Raw genomic sequence first — 23604 nt, 5'->3', positions numbered from 1 at the left:
ATTCGGGATACACCTTGATCGAACTTCTTGTCTATGTGAGTTTTGCCGTGCTGGTGCTCACGATCATCGGCGGCATGCTGATCAGCTCGGTGGGAACAGAGCGGGACGTGCGCAGCACGACCGAGGCGACCAACCTCGGGCAGCTGATCAGTCGGTCCGTGCAATCAGGGGTGAGAAACGCTTCGCAGGTCTCACTGCAGAGCATCGACGACACCCAGTTTCTCGTGGCGCGAACCGCAGGCAGCGCCACCTCGGTGGTCTGGTCGTGCCAGGCCTGGTTCTACGCTCCGGTTAACGGCGGCTCGCTGTACACGAAGCGCACTTCACCGGCGAGTCTCATCACCGCACCCGTCTCTGGTGACCTGGGTAGCTGGATCAAGCTGGGCGACGGCGTCAGCACGACCGGTGCGGCGGTCTTCGGCGGGGTAAACGACCGCATCACCGTAGCCCTCACCCTCGATGCCGGCGCGCAAAAACCCGTGGACGTCAACACGACGGTAACGCCGCGCACACTCGCAACGATTGGTGAACCATGCTTGTGAAGCGCGACGGTGCAAGCGCTGAGGACGGCAGCGCACTCATGGCGGTGATCGGTGTCATGGGCGTGATGATTGTGATCACCCTCACTCTGACCGCGGCCACCCTAAACGCGCTTGATTTCACGGAAAGCACCCGCGCCTCGGTGCAATCGGTGGCGGCCGCCGAAAGCGGAGTCAGCGCCGCCCGGCTCAGTCTGACCCAGGGCATCTGCCGGGCCAGCTACTCGCGATCCTCACCGCAATTCACAGCCGAGATGGCATATTCCCTGAGCTCGACCGACAACGTATGGGTGGCGGGCTGCCCGGCCGCCGGCGTCGCGGCTGTGCGCTTGCGGGTTGAGTCAACTGGAAGCTCGTTGACCGCGTCGGCGTCGGATAAGACTCGAGTCGAGGCGATCTTCGAGTACGAGTCAGCCGTCCCCCCGGGCGTGCAGCCGAGTGGTGCGGCCATGTACCTCTATGGCGGTGTCGTGTTCATGAACAATGCGGACCTGCTCGTGGCCGAGTCGGGCCGGGCGGCCATCCAGGTAAAGAACGGAAACGTATCGTGCTCCAATAACACGGTGATCGAGGGTGATGTAGTCGTTTCGGCCGGCAGCCTCAATATCGGCGGATGCTCCATAGAGGGTAACGCGTGGGCCACCGGTGCCGCGACGCTCGGTGCCGTAACGGGCAACCTCACCGCGGCGAGCGTGAACCTGACGGCGGCCCAACAGGCCAGCAGGATCGGCGGCGTCTACACGCGCTATACCGTCGGAACACCGATTCCCACGGTGCCGCCCTGGGTCGATCTGAACTACACACCGAGCGACTGGATCGACGCAAGTGGAGTGCCGTATAAGGTCGCGTCAATCGGGGCTGGGTGCACCATTGACGCGCAGACCCTCTCTGCGGCCGCGAACGGTGGTAAACCCGTCATCATCAACGCCCTGGCTGCGTGCTCTTCTGGTGTCACCGCCGTCGGTACGGTAAAGCTCAGCTCCGATGTCGTGATTTTTGCCAACAGATTCACCTTCGTCAACAACGTGCATTTTCAGTCCTCGTCGACATCTCGACACAAAGTATGGTTCATCACGCCCGACCGGGTGGCCGACCACCTGCCCACCTGTGGCGCGTCGCAAGGCGACTTTTTGATGAAGAACAGCTTCACGGTAGCGCCCACACTCGACGCCATGACCTACACACCCTGCCGGTTCAACGCCATGAATAGTTTCGAGTGGCGCGGCCAGCTCTACGCGAACGGGGCCAACGACTTCAAAAACAACACCCGGTTCGAATCTGCGCCGCTCGGTCTGCCAGGAATCGACCTCGACACGGGCACGGTGACCGGAAACGGTTCGGCTGGCGCTGTTTCCCGGCTCGGAAACATGACGTCAATGAGGGACCTGAGTGATGGATAGCACACCGTGACGCGCCACGTTGTTGGCATCGACATTGGCCGGGCTTCGCTGCGGGCGATCGAACTGGCCGATGCTGACCGGGAGCAGCCGACCATTGTGCGATTCCATGAGGAGGCGTTGCCCGACGGCGCCGTGGGACGCGGCGAGGTACTCGAACCCAACACGGTCGCCTCGCAGCTGAAACGGTTGTGGGCGGGCGGCAAATTCACCAGCAAGAATGTCGTCATCGGCATGGGGAACCATCGGGTGGTTGCTCGAGACCTGACCGTTCCGGCGCAGTCGATTCGGAGTATCCGTGAGTCGTTACCGTTCCAGGTGCAGGATCTGCTTTCCGTTCCGGTGTCTGAGGCCCTGCTTGACTTCTACCCGATCAAGGCCGTTCCCGGCGATGGGCAATCGGGGCCGCAACTCAACGGACTGCTGATCGCCGCGGTCAAGGAAGTGGTTTTGCGAAACGTTCGGGCGGTGCAGTTGGCCGGGCTCAACCCGGTCGCGGTCGATTTGATTCCGTTCGCCCTCAGCCGTGCCATTCGTCGTGGCCGCCCTACCGACGATGTGGTTGCGCAGATCGACGTCGGAGCCGGGACAACGAGCATCGTGATCACCGCGGGCGGAGTACCCCAATTCGTGCGGCTCATTCCGGCCGGCGGTGACGACCTCACCCAGGCACTCAGCGCGCGGCTCGACCTGCCCGTCGATCAAGCCGAGGCCCTTAAACGCGCCTCCAGCATCGGCTCAGGTGGGCTGCTCCCTGGCAGCTCAGCGGATGCCGCTGGGCCGGCCGAGAGCGCGGCGACCGCCGCGGTAGTCATTCACGAGGGCGTGAGCGAACTGCTCGCCAGCCTGCGTAACACCGTGAACTACTTCATCCACACTCGGAGCGACCTGCCCGTGACCCGTATCGTTCTCACTGGGGGTGGAGCGCGGCTGGGCGGGTTCGCCGCGCAACTTGCCGAACTCACCCGACTGCCGGTCGCACCGCCCAACCCAACCGGTGGCCTCGCCGTTGGTCGGGGAGTCGACGCCGAGCGGCTAATGAATTCGGGCGGCGACTATCTCGTCGCCCTCGGCCTCGCTCTGGGACGCACACCATGAGTGCGCCGAAGACAGTTCACGACCCGGTTATCGGCGGTGACCCCCGGGTCGACCTGCTGCCGCCCGAAATTACGGCGGAACACAAAGGGCGCCGGCTGCAGCGTGGCCTCGCCGTCGCGGTCGTCGCGGTCGTGCTCGTCACGGGCGTCGGCATCGCGGCCGCCACCTGGGAGGCCGAGCGCAGCCAGGCCAGCCTCGCCGTCGTGCAGGCGCGCACGACCGAACTCCTGGCGGCGCAGGGCGAATACATCGAGGTGCGCCGGGCGCAGGAGGAGGTCGACGCGACCGTCGCGGCCCGCCGGCTGGCGACATCCGTTGATATCGACTGGACCGATTATCTGCAGCAGATTCGCGCTCGACTGCCCGGCGACGTCGTGATCGGCGCCGTGGTTCTGGACGCGGGTTCGCCGTGGGTGCCGTACGTGCAGGCGACTGCGCCCTTGCAGCCGAGTCGCGTGGCGACCATCACCCTCACCCTGACCAGCCCGACCCTGCCGAGTGTTCCCGATTGGCTCGACGCGATGGCGACCCTGCCCGGGTACGCCGACAGCGCACCGACCCGGGTCGCGATGCTCGACTCCGGTGCGTACGAGGTGAGTCTCACGCTGCACGTCAACGCCGAGGCGTTCTCCAACCGATTCGCAGAAGCCGAGGTAACCCAGTGACGACGACGAAGTGGTGGCTGGTGGGGGCGATGCTCGTCATCGCGATCGTCGTAATGGCCGGGTTCACCCTGGGGATCTCGCCCAAGCTGGAGGAGGTGGGCGTGGCCCGCGCGACGCGAACCGCAGCCCTCGCCCAGAACGAGGCCTACGAGCTGCAGCTCGCGGCCCTGCAGCGTGAATTCGACGGCCTCGAAACGGTGCAGGACGAACTTGCGGTATTGCGGGCGGCGATCCCGGAGGGTGCGGCGCTGCCCGCTTTTATCGGCCAGCTCGATGCCATTGCCGGTCGCACGTCGGTCACTGTGACTGAGTTCACGTCGGCCGACGCGATGCCGTATGTGCCGGTCGTGCCCGCGCCCGACGCGACGGCGCCCGACGCGACCGAGCCCGACACGACCGAGCCCGACGCGACCGTGCCCGACGCGACCGTGCCCGACGCGACGGCGCCCGACACCGACACTGACGGTGCTGGTTCAGCGGCGCCGAGTCCGCTGGTGACCGCGGAGAATTTTATCGCCGTGCCGGTCACGATCTCGGTCACTGGAAGTTTCGACGCCGTTCTGGACTTTCTTGAAGGTCTGCAGAACGGGCAGCGTCTGATGACGGTGACCTCGTTCAGCTCGGGTACGCCCAGTGCCGACGTTCCCGACCGGGTAACGGGCCAGATCGCCGGGATTGTCTATGTGCTGCTCGACGCCAGCTGAGGTCTGTGCTGAATGAGGTGCGTGCGTGCTGGCCGGACGAACGGTTTCGTATTCGTCGGTCGGATAGTCGGCTGGAACGTACGCCCACATGCGCGGGTCGGCCTGCAGGTGATTCTCGTGCCAGCAATCAGGAGAAGGTGCTGACGATGGCGTCAGCCGATGCATGCATTTCCCCCAGGCAAGCGGACACGACCAGAGCTCGATACCCCCATTGTGGGGGGTGTACCATTTTCCCGAGTGGGAGACAGGGTCGAGTGCCGTCGTTAAGATTGAACCTGAGACCAGCTGCGTCTTTGCGAGCCCACACAGAGACGCACCACAGGAACAATGCAGGTCGGGGGAACAATGCAGGTCGGGGGAGCGATGGGTAGGCGGCTTCCTTCTGCTCCGCCTGTTCTGTCGGGCTACACCTACGTGCGCCCCCTCGGCACCGGTGGATTTGCCGACGTTTTTCTCTTCGAACAGAACATGCCCCGCCGTTCCGTTGCGGTCAAAGTGCTACTGCAGGACATCGTCGACGACGACGTGCTGCGCTCGTTCAACGCCGAAGCGGACGTCATGGCGCGGCTCAGCTCGCATCCGTCTATTCTCACCGTGTACAACGCCAGCATCTCTGCCGATGGCCGCCCGTACCTGGTCATGGAATTCTGCCCCGGCTCCTATTCGTCGCGAGAACGCGCGGAAGCGCTGCCGGTAGCGACCGTGCTGAGCGTTGCCGTGCGCATCGCCTGCGCCCTCGAGACGGCGCATCGTTCCAAGGTGCTGCACCGCGACATCAAGCCGTCCAACATTCTCATGACCACATTCGGCGGCCCGGTGCTCGGTGACTTCGGCATCGCCGCCTCCCTGGCCGGCGGCGCTCGCGACGAGCTGTTCGCTATGTCGCTGCCCTGGAGCGCACCGGAGGTCGTCGACGAACGCACCAGCGGCACGGTAGCAACCGAGGTCTGGTCATTCGGCGCCACCTTCTACTCGCTGCTGGCCGACAGGGCGCCGTTCGAACTGCCCGCGGGCTCCAACGGGTCGCGCGCGCAACTGAAACAGCGCATTAGCCGAGCGAAATACACCAGCATCGGGCGAGCGGATGTTCCCGCCTCCCTCGAGAGCGCCCTCGCCCGCATGATGAGTCGCGACCCCGCAGCGCGCCAGGCGAGCATGCTCGAATGTGCCTACGACCTGCAACGCGTGGAGCGGGACCTCGGACTGCCCCTCACCGCGCTGGAGGTAGCCGATGAAGCCTGGGCATCCGCTGGTGCACCGGTGGACTTTGACAACCACGAATCGCGCGGCGCTGTCATCTCCGATGTCATTATTCCCACCCTGCGCCCCGGCCCCCGGCGCAGCACGCGCCTTCCGGCGTCCCATACCCGCGAGGGTACCCTGCTCGGCGATCACGACACCGGGCGCACGCGATTTACGCCGCTCACGCTAAGTCTGCTCCTGACTGGCGCTGTCGTCGCCGGCATCGGCGGCACCATCGGTGCCCTCGTGATCGCCGGTGTGATCTGATGGGCGGGGTGTTCTGATGGCCGGCAAACGGGCCCGTCGTCGCCGGCCCGGGCTCTCGAAGGCTCGCCTGGGTGTGATTCGCATTGCCGCGGTCGCCGCGATCGGCGCGTTGCTGGCCACGGTGGCGATCGTCGCTGATGGTTTCGATGTGAAGCAGACGCCGGTGAACGCGAGTTCGATCTGGGCATTGCAGAGCGGCGACGGCAACCGGTATGCCCGCGTCAACACCGACCTGGGCGAACTGGACACCGTGAAAACCGTGCCAGCACCCAGCGAACTGGTGCAAACCGATTCCACCGTGCTGCTCTTCGCCCAGAACAACGAAAAAGTGGTCGACGTGAGCCTCGCGGCACCGATCAACCTGGGCGACGACGCGGGCGATTACGACAACACGCCGGACGGAACCCGCACCATCGCGTCGTCGAGTTCCTGGGTCGGCTACCTCACGACCGCGGGAGCGGTCTTGGCTGGGGCAGTCGGCGCTGGGGAAGAGCCCCGCGCAGTGAACCCCTACGCCGACGACGAGGTCACCGCGGGCGAGGCGCCACGCGCCTACCGATCCGACGCCATCGCGATCACGCCTGACGGGGTGCTCTACAGCTACTCCAGCGAGGCAGAAAGTATGCTGCGCTATTCCATCGTCCACGACAAAATTCTCGGCGAGGACGCTGTCACCGACGGTCCGGCCGAACCCGGAAGTCAGCTGAGCGTCGTCGGTGATAGCTGGGCGTTGCTCAGCGTGGCCGGTGACGAACTATGGCTGGCCGGCCAGAACGCACCGGTCGCGACTGACCTGAGCGAACTGGCCGTGCTGCAACGCCCGAGCGCCGCCGCCGATGACGTGCTTATCGCCGACCAGACCGGCCTGGTCGCCTTTGCTCTGACCGACGGTGCCCGTACCGAACTGGTCGGCAATTCCGAGGCGGTACTCGGGGCTCCCGCCGCGCCGACCCATTTTAAAGGAGAGCGCTACGCCGCCTGGCTGCCCGCTTCCGGCGCTGGCGGCACCCTGTTTAGCGAGAACGGCGGCGAATCCGTTCTCAGCTACGGCGCGGTCACTCCGAACGGCGACGCCGCGCCCGCGTTTCGCACCAACGAGTCACTCCTGATTCTCAACGACACGCAGAGCGGATGGGTGTGGACCGTTCCTGACGGCGCATTGGTCGCGAGTTCCCAGGACTGGACCCTGGCCGCCGCGGAAGAGCCCCAGCGCCAGGACAACGTGGAAGAAGCCTCCGAAGTCGTCGAACCGAAGGCCCCCGTGGCCGTGCCGGATTCTTTCGGCGTGCGCGTCGACCAGCTCGTTTCGCTGCCGGCGTTGCTCAACGACCACGACGCCAACGACGACGTGCTCAGCGTCGTGCCGGCCTCGGTCACCGGCCTCGATCCCGATTTCGGCACCGTCACCGTCACGGATCAGAACCAGGCACTCGCCGTGCAGGTAGCCCCCGGCGCCAGCGGCTCGGCAACTTTCAACTACGCCATCACCGACGGCTCCCGTACCGGTGGCCTCGATTCGCCGTCGACCACGGTCACGCTCACCGTGCACGGCGACGACGTGAACACGGCGCCGGTCTGGTGCGGTACCGACGGTTGCCTGCAGGACTGGCCGAGCCCGGAGGTGCAACCGGGCGGAACAGTGACCGTGCCGGTGCTGCCCGGCTGGGTCGATCCCGACGGTGATCCCATTTTCGTCGCATCCGCTGTCAACACCGCAGACATCGGCTCGGTCAGTGTGACGCCGGCCGGCGTGCTCGTCTACAAGCACCCGAATGCGGCCGAACAGTCCGCGCAGTCGGCCACGATTCTGGTGCGCGTCTCCGACATTCACGGCGCTTCGACCGAGAAGGTACTCACCATCGTGGTCACACCGACGCCGCGGCTCACGGTCGAACCCTTCGCGCTGCTCGCGTCGGTGAACGAGCGACTGACGGTGAACCCGGCCGAGCACATCTCGGGAGCCGCCGGCCTGTACCGCATCACGTCGGCGACGACCCCGTCGAGCGCCGAGGGGTCGACCGTGAGCATTACCGCGAACGGCACCGCCATCGACTTCGTTGCGACCGCGATCGGCAACTACACGGTGAGCCTCACGATCGCCGACGACATAGCCGAGGTCGTATCGCTCGTGCGCATTTCGGTGGTGTCAGCGGATGCTCAGGCCCTCACCACGTCACCGGTGACGGTTTTCGTGCGGCCCAAGGCCGACACCAGCGTCGACGTCTTCACCGCCGTCTCCAACCCGGCCGGACGCGTGCTGTTGCTCGGCGAAGCCATTCCCGAGACCGCACTCGGTGCCTCGCTCAGCATCGACGTCGTCGGGCAGAACATTTTGCGGGTGCGCGGCTCCACTGCCGACGAACGGCCGGGCAAGCTCGGCACCGTGCGCTACACAGTGTCGGACGGCACCAAAAATCCGCTCTATACCGTGCGCGGCGAGGCCACCGTCTACCTGCTCGAGGCATCCGTTCCGCAGGCTCCGATCGCCAGAAACGACAGCGTCTCAGTGCGGGTCGGTGCCCAGATCGACATTCCGGTGCTCAACAACGATGTGGCACCCGACGGCAACATCGTGATGCTCAACGCCGAGTCCGTGCAAAACCGCAGCGACCAGGGCCTCGCCTTCGCAGCTGGCGCCGAACTGCGCTACCTCGCCCCCGACGAACCGGGCAGCTACGAGCTCGCCTATAGCGTCTACACCGCTGGCGCTCCCGAACTCGTCGACTCGGCCGTAGTCTCGGTGGAGGTGCTCGCCAACGGAGAGAACACGGCTCCGCAGCCGCACACCCTCTACGGTCGGGTGCTGTCGGGCGAGACGATTGAGATTCCTTTCAACAGCTTCGGCACCGATCCCGACGGCGATACCGTCGTGCTCGATCGAGTGCTGACCCAGCCGGCGCGCGGCACGGCCTCGCTCAATGCCACCGGGGATGCCATCGTCTTCTCCAGCCCGCTCGACTATCACGGCGCCATCGAATTTCAGTATCGCGTGCGCGACACCGCCGGGTCCGCCGGCGTCGCTCTCGTGCGCATCGGCGTGCTCGACCAGCGTTCCAACCCGAGCCCGATCACCTTCAGCGACTACGTCGAGGTGCAGGCAGGGCCGGGCAACCAGGTCGTCGTTTTTCCTGCCGCCAACGACATCGAACCCGGCGGCGGCAGACTGACCCTGAGTGCCGTCACCCCCGACGCGGCGGTCAGCACCGATGAGTATGACGCCCTGGCGCAGCGCATCGACTCCGTCACCGATGAGCGAGTGGTGTTCACGGCCGGCGACGAGCCTGGCCTGCTCACCTTCGTCTACTCGGTGACCAACGCCAACGATGATGTCGGCCAGGGCCTCATCGTGGTCAAGGTTGTGCGCACCTCGGTGCCCGACTATCCGGTCGTGATCGATACGACCCTGACCCTTGACGAACGAGACGGGTTCCCGAAGGGCATCGACGTGGTCACCGACAAGGTGTCCTGGAACTCTGGAGATGTTTCTGACCTCACCCTGACCCTGTGGGGTGACCACCCGGGCCTCGACGTGTCCGGCTGGAAGATCAGCGGCGACGTTCCCGACGAGGGACTGCTTGCACCGTTCGCCGTGACCGGACCGAATTTTCAGGGTGTCGTAGTGACCACCTATGGGTTCCTCCGCATTCCGGCGAAGGATGCGATCATCATCGCGCTCAAAAAAGGAAACGTCGACCAAAACGTGCGGGAAGACGCTGCCGTCAGCTTTGATCTGACGAGCCTCGTATCGATTCCCGCTGATTCCACGCTGGAACTGCAACGCACCGGCATCCGTTCGTCGGGGGAGCGGGGCAACGCGACGTGTACGTTCGACTCCGGCACGACCGTCACCTACACGGCTGGTTCCGATGCACCGTGGACCGACTCCTGCACGGTGCCTGCCCGTATCGACGGGCAGGAGGACTACACGCAGCTGGTTGTGCCGATCGTGGTCCAGCCGCTCGATCCTCAGCCGGAACTGCGGCCGGCGGCGCTCACTGCAAGCCCCGGCTCGGAAGCTATTCGTTACGACCTCAGCCACATGGTCGAGTGGCAGGGCAAGGGCGACGTGCCAGCACTGACCTTTGCGATCGACTACTCGTCTGACCAGTTCACCGTGACGCAGGACGGCTCCATTCTCACGATCGGTGTCGCTGACAACGCCGTGGCCGGCCGCGAGGCAGCGGTCACGGTGAGCCTGTCGAGTCACCGCGAGGCGATTGCGGCGGCACTCGTACTCAAGGTGGGCCCGGCGCCGAGCGAACTGCCCAAGGGCGGCACCGTGGCGACGACCTGCACCCAATCGTCGGGATCGAGCTGCTCGATTGCGGTCGTCGGCACCGCTGGCGAGGTCAACCTCTACCGTGGCACCCCACTTGAACTGGTCTCCGTCACCGCCCCGAGTACCTGCGTGGGAGTGTCGTTCGCGGTCGAGAATTTGCGAAACGTGCGGGCCACCTGGTCTGGTGACACCGCCGGCGGGGTCTGCGAGGCGAGCTTTGTGGTGCGCGACGCCCAGGGCAAGCTCAGCGCCGGAAGCCGCAACGGGGTGGTCACGGTTGACCTGCGGGGCTACCCGAAGGCGCCGAACGCGGTGGCCCAGATCGCCTACGACGACCAGGCCATCACACTCTCAGTTAGCCCGGGCGGTGCCAATGCAGCCTACCCAGCCCTGGAAGGATTCACTCTCTACCGCAACGGTGCCTCGGTGGCCCGCTGTGACACGTCGGGTGACTGCGGGGTGATTCGAACCGCCAAAAACGGTGAGAAGGCGCTCTACGAGGCTAAAGCCGTCAACTCGGTCGGTGAATCCCGCAGCGCCGTCAGCGTCACGGCCTGGTCGTATGACACCCCGGGCATGGGCGAACTCACGGCCGAGCCGGTCTTCGACGAAGGGACGACGACGGCGCAGGGCGTTGTTACCGTGAAGATCAGAAACGACGACCCATCAACCAACCGGTACAGCGTCAACGGCACGGAAGAAGCCGTTGCAACTCCCGGTGTAGGAACGACGGAATTCAGTCGCGTGCTGCCCGTCGGCGAGCAGACGATCACCGTCACACCGTTGAGTAAGTACGACCAGCCGGCCGGCAGCGGACCCACCGACCTGTCGTTCAACCAGCCGGTGACCGTGGCCGGATCTCCCTCGGTCGCTGCGGGCACCTTGGACTCCGCGAACACCTCGATCACGGTGTCGGGCACCTCGCCAAACAAGAACTTCAGCGCTGAGGCCGAACATATTCTCTTTGTGGCATCGACCGCACCAGGTGCCGTCTGCACGCTCACTCCGGCGGGATTTACCTCGGCGGGAAACCGCACTTCGAAGGATTCCACGATCGGTGGCCTAACCAAGCACACCAACTACTACGTGACGGTCTGCTATTCCAATGGATATGGGGAGGCAGCTGACAGCGTCGGCCCCATCACGACCTGGGTCCAGCCCTCCGCTCCGGGCGACGGCTCGTACACCTACGGTATGGCGACGCCGGCCAGCGGCCAGAGCACTGGTCAATACCTGATCACGACGCCCACATCGTCGGCCACCGTTCCCGCTGACTTCGTGGTCGACTGGGCCAACTACGACGAGACCACCGGCTCGACCGTGTTCGGCGCTGATCCCGGTATCACCGTGCGGTACTGCATCGAGGACGATACCGCTCACTGTAGCGACTGGTCGACGGTGACAGCAGCCGATACCGGTAAAGCCTGGCAAGTCACGTACGGGGTCACCACTCTCACCACGCAGGGTTGCGTTGTCAGCAGCACGATCGCCGTCGCTGTCACGGCGACCGACAGCGGCCTTGCCAAGGGCGCTGTTGACGCAGCACAGTACGACGTGCCGGGCGAGAACAACACACGTGTCTGGGTGAATGGCGACGAGAACGTACCCGCCAACGCACAGCAGACCCAACAGATTATGTGGACGATCACCTGGACAGCTCCGGGAACCAAAGACCTCCCTTCCGTCTCCGGCACCTTGGCCGGTCCCATGAACTGTGTCGCAGCGAACGCGCCCACCACCTAAATCTCGCCCCACTGAAAGAGCTACACACATGACAATCACCCCGGAACAGGCAGACTGGTTCACCGCGACCTTCACGATGATGGTCGACAACGTGGAGCAGGTCGTGCTCGGCAAGCGCCACGTGATCGAACTCGCCTTCACCGCTATGGTCAGCGAGGGCCACCTGCTGCTCGAGGACTACCCGGGCACCGGCAAAACCTCGCTCGCCCGCGCCATGTCGCAGACCGTGCAGGGTGTCTCGACCCGTATTCAGTTCACCCCCGACCTGTTGCCCGGAGACGTGACCGGAATCACCGTCTACGACCAGAAGACCGGCGAGTTCGAGTTTCACAGCGGACCCATCTTCGCCAACGTCGTACTCGCCGACGAGATCAACCGGGCCAGCCCGAAGACGCAGTCGGCGCTGCTCGAAGCGATGGAAGAGGGCAACGTCACCATCGACGGCGTCACCCGCTCCACCGGGGTGCCGTTCCTCGTCATCGCCACCCAGAACCCGATCGAGCAGGCCGGTACCTACCGGCTGCCAGAAGCCCAGCTCGACCGGTTCATGATGAAGGCCTCGCTCGGCTATCCCGACCTGGCCTCGACCATTCGCATTCTCGAGGGCACCGCTGACGTGCGCCACGAACTCGCCCCCGTCATCACCCCGCAGGCGCTCGTGAGCATGAGCGACATTGCGCGCTCAGTGTTCGTGAATCCGCTCGTCTATGACTACATCGGCCGCCTGGTCGAGGCCACGCGCGACGCCCGCCAGGTGCGCATGGGCGTCAGTGTGCGCGGCGCCCGCGCCCTCACCAAGGCCGCCAAAACCTGGGCGGTCGCCCACGGGCGCACCTTCGTCACCCCCGACGACGTCAAGGCCCTCGCCGATCAGGTGTTGGCGCACCGCTGCGTGCTCGACCCCGAGGCCGAGTTCGATGGCGTCACCGCGAGCGCCGTCATCGGCCAGATTCTGCTCGACGTCGTTCCGCCCAGTCGGAGCGACCTGGCGTGAGCTTTCACACCGAATCGCGTCGCGCACGTACATCGACGCTGACGCGCACTTCCACCCAGAGCAGGTATGCCACGCATACCCGGTATAGCACCACGCGCACGAACACGTCGACGACGTTGACCCTCGTGGACGCTGTCGTGCTCTGGATGCGCGTGTCGCGAACGGTGCGAAACGGTGTGAAGGCATCCGTCGAATGGGTCGGTGAAACGGTTACACCGGCCGGCTGGGTGGTGGTCGCCACCGCCATCGTACTGTTGCCGCTCGGCCTGGTCTTCGGCTGGACCGAGCTGATCGTCACGGGCTGTGTGGCGGTGGCCCTCATTCTCATCTCGCTGCCCTTTCTGGCCGGCGGCCGCGCCTATAGCGTGGATTTCGTCCTGCCGGTCGATCGGGTCGTGGCCGGTTCCGAGGTAATCGGCACCCTCACCGTTACCAACGTCTCCAAACGGCTCGAGCTGCCGGGGCGCGTCGACGTTCCCATCGGCAAGGGGCTGGCGGATGTCTATGTGCCGCTGCTGCGCGCCGGCCAGGTTCACGAAGAGTATGTTCGCGTGCCGGCCTACCGCCGCGGGGTCATCGACGTGGGCCCGGTCACGACCGTGCGCAGTGACCCACTCGGTGTGCTCGGCCGCTCACGGCCCTGGGCCGACGTCGACCGATTGTTCGTGCACCCGGTGACCGTGTCGATTCCGAGTACGAGCGCCGGTTTCGTGCGCGACCTCGAGGGCAACCCCACGAGCGATATCGTCGACTCCGACATCTCTTTTCACGCCATTCGCGAGTATGCGCCTGGTGACGGGCAGCGGCACATCCACTGGAAGTCCACCGCGAAGACCGGCAAACTCATGGTTCGACAGTTCGAAGAGAGCCGACGCTCACGCCTGGCCATCGTGCTGAGCCTCAACGCCGCCGAATACGCCTCCGAGGATGAGTTCGAGATGGCCGTCAGTGCGGCTGGCTCGCTCGGCGTACGTGCGATTCGTGATGGACGGGACCTGGCCGTCGTGGCGAGCGAGGAGATCCCCGATATCGTGCGCAGCAGCATCCGTTCTGTGCGCAGCCTGAGTGTCGTGTCGACGCGTACCCTGCTCGATGACCTCACCGCGATCGAAACCAGTCCACACGCGATGCACGTCGAAGACGTCTGCGTGCTCGCCGCGCAGGTGGTGCCCGATATTTCCATCGCGTTCGTGGTCTGCGGTTCCGCCATGACCGCGCGGCGATTGCAAGCCCTCACCCTCAAATTCGCCGGCAACGTGCAGGTCGTCGCTGTGCTGTGCAACCCCAACGAACAGCCGAGTTTTCGTGACCTGGCCGGCACGAGCGTGCTGACCATCGGCGTGCTCGACGACTTTCGTTCCCTGCTGAGCCGAAGAGCCGCATGAGTACGCCCGTACAACACCGTGTCCACGTGATCAACGCCCTGTTCATCGTGGCCATGATGCTCGTTGCCGTCTGGGCGGCCTGGCCGATCTACCAGGCCACCAGCTACCTGATCATGGCGGCCGGAGCGGTTCTGACCGGGGTGGCCCTCGCCTGGCTCGGGGAGCGCCGTGGCTGGTCGTGGTTCACCATGCTGCTCACCGTGCTGGGCGCCTACCTCGTGCTCGGAGTCCCGCTCGCGGTGCCGACCGCCCTCACCGGTATTGACGGCGTGCTCGGTGGGCTGCTCGACCTGGTGACGGCCACGGTGTTCAGCTGGAAAGAGCTCGTCACCATTCAACTGCCGGTCGGCTCGTATCAATCACTGCTCGCCCCGGCCTTTCTCCTGTTTCTCGGCGGCACCACGGCCGCGCTTACTCTGGCCTGGCGCGGCGGCCGGCTCGTGGCCCTCGCCGTGCCGCTGGTCTTTGGCGTGCAACTGTTCGGCCTGGTCTTCGGCTCGAGCGCCGTGAGCGTTCCGTTGACCGTGGTCGGGGTGAGCGTGCCGGCTCCGCGTGAAAGCCTGATCGGCCTGGCCGCTCTGCTGCTCGCCTTCGGTTTTCTGGCCTGGCGCACCCATCTGTCCCGAACCGCGGCGCTCGACCTCGCTGCCCGTACGACCGGGGTACGGCGCACTCCTGGCGCTCTCGGTGGTCGCATCCGTCGGGCCATTCTGGCCTTCGGGGTACTCGTGCTCGCCATCGGCATCACCCTCGGCGCACTCTCGGCCGTCGCGGCCACGCCGACCCGTGAGGTGCTGCGCAGCAGTATCGACCCGGCCGTCGAACTGCGCGAGTACGTCAGTCCGCTCAGCCGATACCGCAGCTTTTTCAGCGCCGAGCAGTACGACGCCGAGCTGTTCACGGTAACCGGCACCGCGGTCGACGACGGCACCGCCTCTCGCGTGCGCCTGGCCGTGCTCAGCTATTACGACGGTGAAGTCTTTCGGGTCGTGAACCCGGCCGGCGGCGTGAGCGACCAGACCACCGCCTTTGCTCGGGTGCCGCACGCGCGCGGCGTAAGCGCCGACAGCGACACGGCCCGCTTCGACATTGTCGGGTACTCCGGCGTCTGGATGCCGGGGGCCGGCGCGCTGTCGAGCATCCGCTTCGCCGGTGATCGCGCTGCTGACCTGAGCGACGGATTCTTCTACAACGCAAATACGGCATCCGGAATTCAACTCAAAGCCCTGACCAACGGTGACCGCTACACGATCGTCTTCGAGCGGCAAGCGGATGCGACGAACCTCGCCGCTCTCGCCGGCCCGGCCAGCAGCTCGATCGATGACACGCTGATTCCGCAGAGCCTGATCGACTGGGTCGACGCCCAGGCAATCACGCGTGATGGCGCCGGTTTGGCCGAGCTGGTCACCCGCCTGCGCGAGCGCGGCTACCTCAGCCACGCTCTGACCGTGCCTGCGGCGACTTCCTGGACCGCCGACCTCGGCGACTACCAATTCTCGCCGAGCCTGTCCGGGCATTCGGTCGCCCGCATTGACGCGCTCTTCACTGCGCTGCTCGAAAAGCAGAACAGCACGACCGCCACCGAGAATTCCCAGCTCGTGGCTGGAGTCGGTGATGACGAACAGTTTGCCGTGGCTGCCGCTCTGCTCGCCCGTCATCTCGGATTCGAGTCTCGGGTGGTGCTGGGATTCACCCTCGGAGCGGCCGAGGCTGCTGATTCGGGCGTACCCGGCGATTGCCTCGCGGGCGTCTGTTCGGGGCAGAACCTCGCGGCCTGGGTGGAGGTCGGCAGCGGCGATGGCACCTGGGTCACTGTTGACGCGACCCCGCAATTTCAGAACCCGCTCTCACCCATCGACGACACGAGGCGCGACCCGCAGCACAACACCGAGGTCATCGCCGAGGGAGCCACCGAGCAGCGCGCGCCAGAGGCCAACCCCACCAGCGGCGAAGATCAGCAGGAACAGGATCCGGTCACCGGCTCCGACCTCGCTTGGCTGTTCGCGGCCCTCAAGATTGGCGGCATCAGCCTGGCCACATTGCTCGCGATCAGCACGCCGTTCCTGGTCATTGTCGGTGCCAAACTCACACGCCGCCGTGACCGGGCGCGGGCCACCGACGTGTCGGCGCGGTTCGCCGGCGGCTGGGACGAATACATCGACGCCGCCGTCGACCGTGGCCTGGCCGACCAGGGGAGCATGACCCGGGTCGAGACCGCCGCGCACTACCGATCGGTCGGTGGAGCACAGCTCGCGACCCTGGCTGACCGGGCCGTTTTCGGCGAAGCATCGCCGCGAGCCGCCGATAGCGACGCCTTCTGGGCACTCGTCACGGCCGAACGAGCGAGCATCGCCGCGAGCGGGACGAGGCGCCAACGCTTGCGCGCTGCCATCTCGCTGCGCTCCTTTTCTCGGCTAGCCGATGCCGGCCGACTCTTCACTTTTCGACCCAGCGCATCTCGACGCGACGTCACCACAGTGCGCCCGAACCGGCGCTACACCAGCAGAATGGGGGAGCGGCCGCCCGTCAGCGGCCGCAAAGCATAAATGGATGAATCATCTGGAGCTATGATCACGATAATCGCGGTCGCTGTGCTGGTCAGTCTCGGCGTGTACGTCTTCTCGTCGATCGGTCTCGGTAAAGTTTTTGTGAAGCTCGGAGAACAGGCCTGGAAGGGCTGGGTGCCGATCGTCAACAGCATCACCCTGTATGAACTCGGCCGCTATTCAGCCCTGTGGGTGGTGGGCCTCTTTATCCCCGTCGCGAACGTGGTGGCCCTCGTCGTGCTCGTGCTGGCGGTCAACAACGTCAACCGGCGTCTCGGCCGCGGCGGCGGCTTCACCCTGCTCTACCTGGTCAGCAGTCCCATCTGGGCCTGCGTGCTCGGGTTCGGGAAGTCCGTCGACACCGGCTGGCTGCCCGGGATCCCCGCGACCGGGTACGTTCCGTTCGCCCCGGTGACGTCGCTATCGATGCCGCCGGCACCGCCGACGGCTCCCGCATCGGCCGGCCACCACGTGCTGACACCGATGCCGCCCGCACCGCCCGCACCGCCCGCACCGCCCGCGTCGCCAAACGTGCCCGCTCAGCTTGCCGTTGCGCTACTTCCCCCGGCCCCGCCAGCAGCCTTTCCGGCGACCACAGCGGCCGCCCCGCTCGCGCCTCCGGTTCCGCACGGCCTGCCCAGCGGTCCGCCGCCGTTCTACGTGAGCGTGCCTCCGGCCCCAGCTCCAGCTCCAGCCCCTGCCTCGCCGGTGTTGTCGGCCTCGGCCGTTCTTCCTGCGCCGCCGGTCGTCGCCGCACCGGTCGCGCCTTCGGTCGTCTCTGCGCCGGTCGCCGCGCCGGCGCCTTTGGTCGTCGCCGCGCCGCCCGCGCCGCCGGCGCTTTCGGTCGTCTCTGCACCGGTCGCCGCGCCGGTGAATCCATGGGCTCCGCCGGCGCCGGTCGTTCAGGCAAGCACGGCACCGGTCCCGGCACCGATCCGCACAGTGTTTCCGGTCGAGGTTGCCGCGCAGGTTTCTGCGGTCATACCTTTCGCAGCGTGCGCAGCACACGCTAGTGACGTAGCTGAAGACGAATCCGAGGACGACGACGAGACCATGATCGTCGTGCGTCGTATGAAGCCGTGGACGCTCGAAACCGAACACGGGCTGAAAGTCTCGCTCACCAAACCGGTAGTGCTGCTTGGCCGCAACCCCGCGCGAGGCGGGGCACACTTAGACGCACAGTTAGTTCCACTGCATGACCCGGGCAAGACGGTGTCGAAGACCCACGCCCGCCTGGATTTTGTCGATGGAGCGTGGGGTATCAGCGACTTGCACTCGACCAACGGTGTCGTGCTCATCGATGGCGGAGGCTTTGAAAATGAGCTCGATGCGGGTGCGAGTGCGCCCCTGACCGATCGGTTCCTTCTCGGGGAACTCGCGGCGCGCATCTACCTGGAGGCCTGAGCCATGGCGTACCTCCCTGACCCTCGAGCGAGCAGTGCCGGAGTGTCGCTGCAGTGCGGCTCCCGCACAGATGTCGGCCGCAAACGACATGACAATGAAGACTCGCTGCTAGCGTCCCAACCAGTGTTCATCGTCGCCGACGGCATGGGCGGGCTCGAAGCCGGCCAGCGAGCCAGCTCGGCCGTGATCGCCGAATTCCAGGCCTGCGTCGGCCGCGTCGATGTTGCGGCCGACGACGTAGTGGCTGCGGTTCTGCGCGCACACACCGCAGTTCGCGCCGTGTCGGATTCGACCGGGCGCGGCGCGGGCAGCACCCTCACCGGTCTGGTGCTCATCGACCACGAAGATTTCCCGCAATGGCTCATCGTGAACGTCGGCGACTCGCGCGTCTACCGCCTGCACGGTGGCGAGTTTCAGCAGCTCACCGTCGACCATTCCCTGGCTCAGGAACTCATCGACGAGGGTTCACTTCTGAAAGCGGATGTCGCCACCTTCGCGCGAAAAAATGTCATCACTCGCGCGATGGGCGCCGACAACAGCAATGCCGACTATTGGCTGCGCCCGGTCGTGACCGGCGAACGCCTGCTGGTGTGTTCCGACGGGCTCAGCGGCGAGCTTTCCGACGAGGCTATCAAGGCCGGATTAACCCTCGGCGGTGGCACCCAGCAGACGGCGGATGCGCTGCTCGCCGGCGCCCTCGAACACGGCGGACGCGATAACGTTTCCGTGATCGTGATCGATGTCATCGCCGGCGGGGTCAGCTCGTGGCACGGCGTCCCGGTCGGCGACGACCAGTCCGACACCCGCACCGAAGACACCCGACCGGTGCAACGAGTGGCTCGCAATGCGGCCCGCTGAACCGACAGGGGTCGCTGGGCCGGACATTGATGACACCGTCATCGTTGGGCGAACTGCAGATGAACATACGCGTATTGTGCGGCGCGCGAATGACGATCACACCCGCCGCGTGGTGCGGCAGCCTCCCACCGAGGCCGGGGATTCTGCGACCACGCCGCACGAGGATGACGCGACTGCCGACCAGGCCGACGAGGCTACCGTACAGTCCTCCAGGGGCAGCACGGCCACCGACACGCTGTTGAGCCAGCGGCGGGCGACCGCCCCCGTGCACACTCCGGTCGTTGATTCCCTGCAACGCCGATACCAGCCGCCGCAGGTGCAGAGCGGTGCGAGTGTGCGCTACGCGGCGCGGCCAACTCCGACGATTATTTCGCCGCAGGCCCCGGTGCCAAGACCCGACGTGCTGCCCGACCTGGCCGGGCTCCGTCTGGCTGACGCGGCCGCCGAGATTCGCGAGCGTGCCGAAGTCATAAAACGTCGCCGTCGCCGATTCACGCTGATGGCGATCATCTCGAGCACCGTTCTGGTCGTGCTCGCAGCCGCTGCCTACACCGTTTTCACGATTTTCACGTGGTGATCGCGCCTCGTTTGATCGCCACCCCATGCTGTGCCCGTAAGCACGCACCGACACGCTAGGAGCTTTACTCTCGTGACAGATTCCACCTTGCCCCTGCACCGGGAAGCCGCCGACCCGGCGACCCCGCAAATCCGGCTCGCGGAAATTGCCGCCGCCCACCACGAGTTGCACCCGGTCATCGCCGGGAACCCGTCGTGCTACCCGGCCCTGATTGAGTGGATGCTTCAGCTCGGCACTATCACTCCCGTGATGCCTGCGCCCGCCGAAGTCACACCCACCGCAGCGGTCCCCTGTGTCGCTGCTCCGTTCGAGGCTGCCGGCGCGACCCCGAGGCAGGCAGCAGACGCGGCGGCATCCGCTCTGGCAAACCCGTATGCCAGGCCAGACCAGTCCTCCAAGCGACCGCCCAAGAAACTGTTGATCTGGGGATCAATCGGGGTCATCGTGTTACTCGTCGGCGGTGGCGGTGTGTGGGCCTACGGGGCCATCTTCTCGAAGCTGGGCGGGGCATCCTCTCCAACGGCCGCGGTCGAGAAACTGCTCGCCGGCACGGCTGATCGGGACCTGATCAGCGTGTACGGCTCGTTGTCTCCCGCTGAAGTTGAATCGTTCAAGGCTCCGATCGATGAGCTCGGCGCCATCGCCATGGACGACGAGAACGGCGACCCGGTCGATATGCCGGAGCTCATCAATACGGTCGTCGACAGCTTGAATATCACCCTGACCGGGATTGAACTCGAGGCAGAAGACGTTGAAGACGGTATCGCGGTCGTCACCATCACGGCGGGTGAGTTGACCATGAACGGTGATGCCGAAACGATCACGGACGCCTACCTCGAGGTCGTGGGGCCGCAGCTGCGCCTCCAGCAGGAGTCGTGGGGCTCCGATGACAGAAACACCGACTCGATGATCGCCGACCTGCGCGAGTCGTCGATTGCGGAGCTCAACGACATGCTGCCGTTTACACAGACCGCCGCCGACCTCGCCGACACGCTCGGACACGATGCGACCATCGTCACCGTTCGTGAGGGTGGCTCCTGGTATGTCAGCCCGCTGCTCACGACCGGTGAGAACATTCTGCAGAGTGGCTCGCACGATTCCACGCGAGGCAACCTGGTCGCCGCCGACGACGCGGCCACGTTCGACACCGCGGCCGCTGCTGCCGAAGGATTCGCCGAGGCCGTGATCGCATTCGGCGAGAACGGCGACTACGGCGACCTCGCCGCCGTGATGCCCGAGTCGGAACGTCGTTTTCTCAGTCTGTACGGTGACGCGCTCATGCCCACCGATGGTGACGGTGACTTCGACAACCTGCAGGTCACCGACTTTTCGGTGACCCCAGAGGTCAACGGCGACACCGCTCACCTCGACCTCGACAGCATCGTGATCGAGGGCGACGGCTACAACTGGCCGTACCGCAGCGAATTCTCCGGGGTCTGTGTAGCTACGGATTCCGGTTACTCGTCGTTCGAGGGATGCCTCGACGATGCTTCCTGGATGAAGGAACTCGGTGCCGACAGCTGGCAGGTTCTCGCCGTGGAAGAGAAGAGCGGATGGTTCGTCAGCCCCATGCGCACCGTGGCCGACGTGGCCGGCATCGCTGTGGGGAACCTGGTACGACTCAGCCAGGACGGCAAGCTCGACCGGCTCTACCAGTGACAACCTCGCGAGACAGTGACAAGAATCCAGAACGAACACAGAGGACTCAAATGACCTTCGACCCGAACGCCCCCCAGCAGCCGCCAGCGACGCCGCAGCCCGCGCCTCCGCAGTATGTCGCGCCGCCGGTCGCCCCGCAATATGTCGCACCGCAGCATGGCGCCCCGCAGTACGCTGCACCCGTCGCGCCGGCACAGTACGCGCCCGCCCGACCGAATCCGTTCGCCGGTATCCCGTCGTCCGACTGGGCGCGAGACGGCGGAGCTCTGCTGTTACTCCTGAGCTCCCTGGCCCTACCGTGGATGTTCAGCACTGCCTTCGGAATGAGCGAAACGATCGGAGCGACCGGCCGAATCGAGGTCATCCTGATCACACTGCTGTCGCTGTTCTCGCTCAGCCTCACCTACCTGCTGCGCGCCGGAGTTTTCAGTCCCGGCATCGGGCTGGCCCAGATCTGGTTGATCCGACTGCTGGTCAACGTTCCCTACGCGCTTCTCGTTCTGGGATTCATGCTCGTCGACGCTTTCTCGAAGGATGAAACGACCGGGCTCGGCTACGCGGCCGCTTTCGGACTGGCCGGGGCCTTCCTCGCTAGCCAGCCGCGCTCCGCAGAGCTGGTCGGAATCGTCGGTTACCACCCGGTCGCCCGCCTCTGGCACCGCATCGTCATTGGCTATGGCGCGGTCGTGACCCTGACCGTGCTGGGCGCGATCATTCTCGGAGTCGTAGGGTCACCCGTTCAGGTTGGCGCCATGGTGCTGCTCTCCGCGGTCGTGGCCTTGCTCGCCGGTGCGGCCGGCGTGCTGCTGCCCATCTACGGAATTCTCCGCGGCAACGCGATCTGGCTCACCGTCGGGCGCACGCTCGGCGGCATCGCAATCGGAGTCATCACGATCGACGCGCTCACCGATTTTGGTCTGTCCTTTGGCGGGGTCGAATCGCTCAGCTGGGGCGGCTACCCGCTCATTCTGTTAGCCGGGCTGTTCGGCCTGACGTCGGCGCCGGCGCTGCGCCTGGCGATGGTTCCGCTTGAGCCGATTGTGAAATGGTTCGGCGTCGCTTCGCTCACGTTCGTGCTCATCATCGGCACCGCCGGGCTGAGCGTGCTGCTGGTCATCGCGAACCTCATCGGCAGCGGTGCCAGTACCGGTGCTACCGGGTTGAACATCGGCGCCACGATCGTGCTCTCGATCATCATCGTTGTGGCCATTATCGCCCGCACCACCCTGCGGTCAAACCCGGCCGGCAGCCAGTGGCTGGTACTCGGCCTCACCGGCCTCATCACCGTGCTCGGCATCGTTTTCGTCGTGCTGCGCGGGCAAACCATCACCGACGGCAATCTGAGCACGCTCTATTCCTGGCTGTTCGAGGGCGCAGAATACGCTTCCTTCTCCCTGGTCATCCTGAGTACCGCGGCCATGCTGAGCCTCGCCCTGGCCTTCGGACTGCCCGCGCTGGTGTTCTACGCCCTGACCATGCCGGCATCCGTTCGCAGCTACTTCACGCAGTACGGCCCGGTTCGGGCCCAGGCACCGGCGGCCTACACCGGCTATGCCGCAGCACCGGTTGCCGCACCGATCACTCCAACGGATGCCACGGCGCCCATCGTTCCAGCCACCGCGCCCCAAAGGCCAGTCGCCGTTCCCGTTTCGCCGCCACCGCCCCGAACGGCGCCGCCAGCTCCTCCGGCGACTGTCCCCGTGCCTGTTGCAGCAATCATCGCAGCACCCAGCGCGGCCAGCCTGGCGGCCGATGACCCGAACACCTCGGCCGCCGAATTTTACGACCTGGCGCAGAACCACCCGGAGGTTTGGCCGCAACTCGCGGGCAATCGGAGTGCTTACCCCGACCTGCTCGCCTGGTTGGCGCAGTCGCCCGATCCTCTCGTACAGCAGGCGCTGCGCGCCCGCGGGCTCTAGCCCCACGAGTCTTCGCCCACGGGCTTCTGTCTGCCGAGCACCAGCCCCGCGCTCCAGCGGGCGCTTGGCTGGGCTGGACTGGGCTGGGCTGGGCTGGGCTGGGCTGGCCAGTCGACCGTTGCGCGCACGCGGAATCTATCGCGCCGAAATCTCGTCGCCTAGAAGCTTCGCTATTTTCAGATAGCGGAACCGGATCGCCCTGATAGCAGGGCGGCAGGGCTTAGTTGCGCCAGTACGGTTCGGGGCTGGGGGTGTTGGCGCGGTGGCTGTGGGCGGGGCGCCAGGTTTGGGTGGGGTCCCACAAGATGGGCCCGCGTACTTGGGGTTT

The 23604-nt window shown here is 65.7% G+C and carries 15 protein-coding genes; all 15 read left to right on the top strand.

The window, feature by feature from the left end; genetic code table 11:
* Positions 1 to 14: 14 nt before the first annotated feature.
* Positions 15 to 542 (top strand): hypothetical protein, encoded by a 528-nt coding sequence (locus tag E3T27_RS16015; protein ID WP_134573991.1) that lies wholly within the window; start codon positions 15 to 17, stop codon positions 540 to 542.
* Positions 533 to 1939 (top strand): polymer-forming cytoskeletal protein, encoded by a 1407-nt coding sequence (locus E3T27_RS16010; protein ID WP_134573990.1) that lies wholly within the window; start codon positions 533 to 535, stop codon positions 1937 to 1939. Before E3T27_RS16015 ends, E3T27_RS16010 begins: the two co-directional genes overlap by 10 nt.
* 6 nt (positions 1940 to 1945) lie before the next feature.
* A complete protein-coding gene (gene pilM / locus E3T27_RS16005; protein WP_134573988.1) occupies positions 1946 to 3034 on the top strand; it encodes a type IV pilus assembly protein PilM in 1089 nt (362 codons plus the stop codon).
* The gene (locus tag E3T27_RS16000) at positions 3031 to 3699 is read left to right on the top strand and encodes a hypothetical protein (protein ID WP_134573986.1); all 669 of its coding nucleotides are present in this window, start codon (positions 3031 to 3033) and stop codon (positions 3697 to 3699) included. Before pilM ends, E3T27_RS16000 begins: the two co-directional genes overlap by 4 nt.
* Positions 3696 to 4403 carry a hypothetical protein gene (locus tag E3T27_RS16735; protein ID WP_174722242.1) on the top strand — a complete coding sequence of 236 codons (708 nt, stop codon included), beginning with the start codon at positions 3696 to 3698 and terminating at the stop codon, positions 4401 to 4403. The genes E3T27_RS16000 and E3T27_RS16735 overlap by 4 nt, the downstream gene beginning before the upstream one ends.
* 327 nt (positions 4404 to 4730) lie before the next feature.
* Positions 4731 to 5912: a serine/threonine-protein kinase gene (locus tag E3T27_RS15990; RefSeq protein ID WP_338144907.1), complete on the top strand. Its 1182-nt coding sequence runs from the start codon at positions 4731 to 4733 to the stop codon at positions 5910 to 5912.
* A gap of 16 nt (positions 5913 to 5928) precedes the next feature.
* Positions 5929 to 11934 carry an Ig-like domain-containing protein gene (locus tag E3T27_RS15985; RefSeq protein WP_134573984.1) on the top strand — a complete coding sequence of 2002 codons (6006 nt, stop codon included), beginning with the start codon at positions 5929 to 5931 and terminating at the stop codon, positions 11932 to 11934.
* A 28-nt stretch (positions 11935 to 11962) separates the two neighbouring features.
* Positions 11963 to 12928 carry an AAA family ATPase gene (locus E3T27_RS15980; RefSeq protein WP_104126809.1) on the top strand — a complete coding sequence of 322 codons (966 nt, stop codon included), beginning with the start codon at positions 11963 to 11965 and terminating at the stop codon, positions 12926 to 12928.
* Complete coding sequence (locus E3T27_RS15975) at positions 12925 to 14313, top strand: DUF58 domain-containing protein (RefSeq protein WP_233200533.1); 1389 nt, start codon at positions 12925 to 12927, stop codon at positions 14311 to 14313. Before E3T27_RS15980 ends, E3T27_RS15975 begins: the two co-directional genes overlap by 4 nt.
* Complete coding sequence (locus E3T27_RS15970; protein WP_134573982.1) at positions 14310 to 16859, top strand: transglutaminase domain-containing protein; 2550 nt, start codon at positions 14310 to 14312, stop codon at positions 16857 to 16859. Before E3T27_RS15975 ends, E3T27_RS15970 begins: the two co-directional genes overlap by 4 nt.
* Positions 16860 to 16880: 21 nt before the next feature.
* Entirely contained in the window at positions 16881 to 18263 is a 1383-nt protein-coding gene (locus E3T27_RS15965) for a DUF5684 domain-containing protein (protein WP_134573980.1), read from the top strand.
* Between the two features lie 3 nt (positions 18264 to 18266).
* Complete coding sequence (locus E3T27_RS15960; protein ID WP_134573979.1) at positions 18267 to 19121, top strand: PP2C family protein-serine/threonine phosphatase; 855 nt, start codon at positions 18267 to 18269, stop codon at positions 19119 to 19121.
* A 76-nt stretch (positions 19122 to 19197) separates the two neighbouring features.
* The gene (locus E3T27_RS15955; protein WP_166786250.1) at positions 19198 to 19698 is read left to right on the top strand and encodes a hypothetical protein; all 501 of its coding nucleotides are present in this window, start codon (positions 19198 to 19200) and stop codon (positions 19696 to 19698) included.
* 72 nt (positions 19699 to 19770) lie between these two features.
* On the top strand, positions 19771 to 21357 hold the full coding sequence (locus E3T27_RS15950; protein WP_134573975.1) for a variant leucine-rich repeat-containing protein: 1587 nt from the start codon (positions 19771 to 19773) through the stop codon (positions 21355 to 21357).
* Between the two features lie 50 nt (positions 21358 to 21407).
* Positions 21408 to 23276: a DUF7937 domain-containing protein gene (locus E3T27_RS15945; protein WP_134573973.1), complete on the top strand. Its 1869-nt coding sequence runs from the start codon at positions 21408 to 21410 to the stop codon at positions 23274 to 23276.
* The last annotated feature ends 328 nt before the right edge of the window (positions 23277 to 23604 follow it).

The organism is Cryobacterium lyxosi (assembly GCF_004403345.1).
Lineage (GTDB): Bacteria > Actinomycetota > Actinomycetes > Actinomycetales > Microbacteriaceae > Cryobacterium > Cryobacterium lyxosi.
The sequence above is the reverse complement of the archived record's forward strand: the minus strand, read 5'-3'. Positions and strand labels throughout refer to the sequence as shown.

Coding starts and splice junctions, on each gene's coding strand:
- E3T27_RS16010 (WP_134573990.1), top strand. CDS start 533: ATGCTTGTGAAGCGCGACGGTGCAAGCGCTGAGGACGGCAGCGCACTC.
- E3T27_RS16000 (WP_134573986.1), top strand. CDS start 3,031: ATGAGTGCGCCGAAGACAGTTCACGACCCGGTTATCGGCGGTGACCCC.
- E3T27_RS15990 (WP_338144907.1), top strand. CDS start 4,731: ATGCAGGTCGGGGGAACAATGCAGGTCGGGGGAGCGATGGGTAGGCGG.
- E3T27_RS15985 (WP_134573984.1), top strand. CDS start 5,929: ATGGCCGGCAAACGGGCCCGTCGTCGCCGGCCCGGGCTCTCGAAGGCT.
- E3T27_RS15980 (WP_104126809.1), top strand. CDS start 11,963: ATGACAATCACCCCGGAACAGGCAGACTGGTTCACCGCGACCTTCACG.
- E3T27_RS15970 (WP_134573982.1), top strand. CDS start 14,310: ATGAGTACGCCCGTACAACACCGTGTCCACGTGATCAACGCCCTGTTC.
- E3T27_RS15965 (WP_134573980.1), top strand. CDS start 16,881: ATGATCACGATAATCGCGGTCGCTGTGCTGGTCAGTCTCGGCGTGTAC.
- E3T27_RS15960 (WP_134573979.1), top strand. CDS start 18,267: ATGGCGTACCTCCCTGACCCTCGAGCGAGCAGTGCCGGAGTGTCGCTG.
- E3T27_RS15945 (WP_134573973.1), top strand. CDS start 21,408: ATGACCTTCGACCCGAACGCCCCCCAGCAGCCGCCAGCGACGCCGCAG.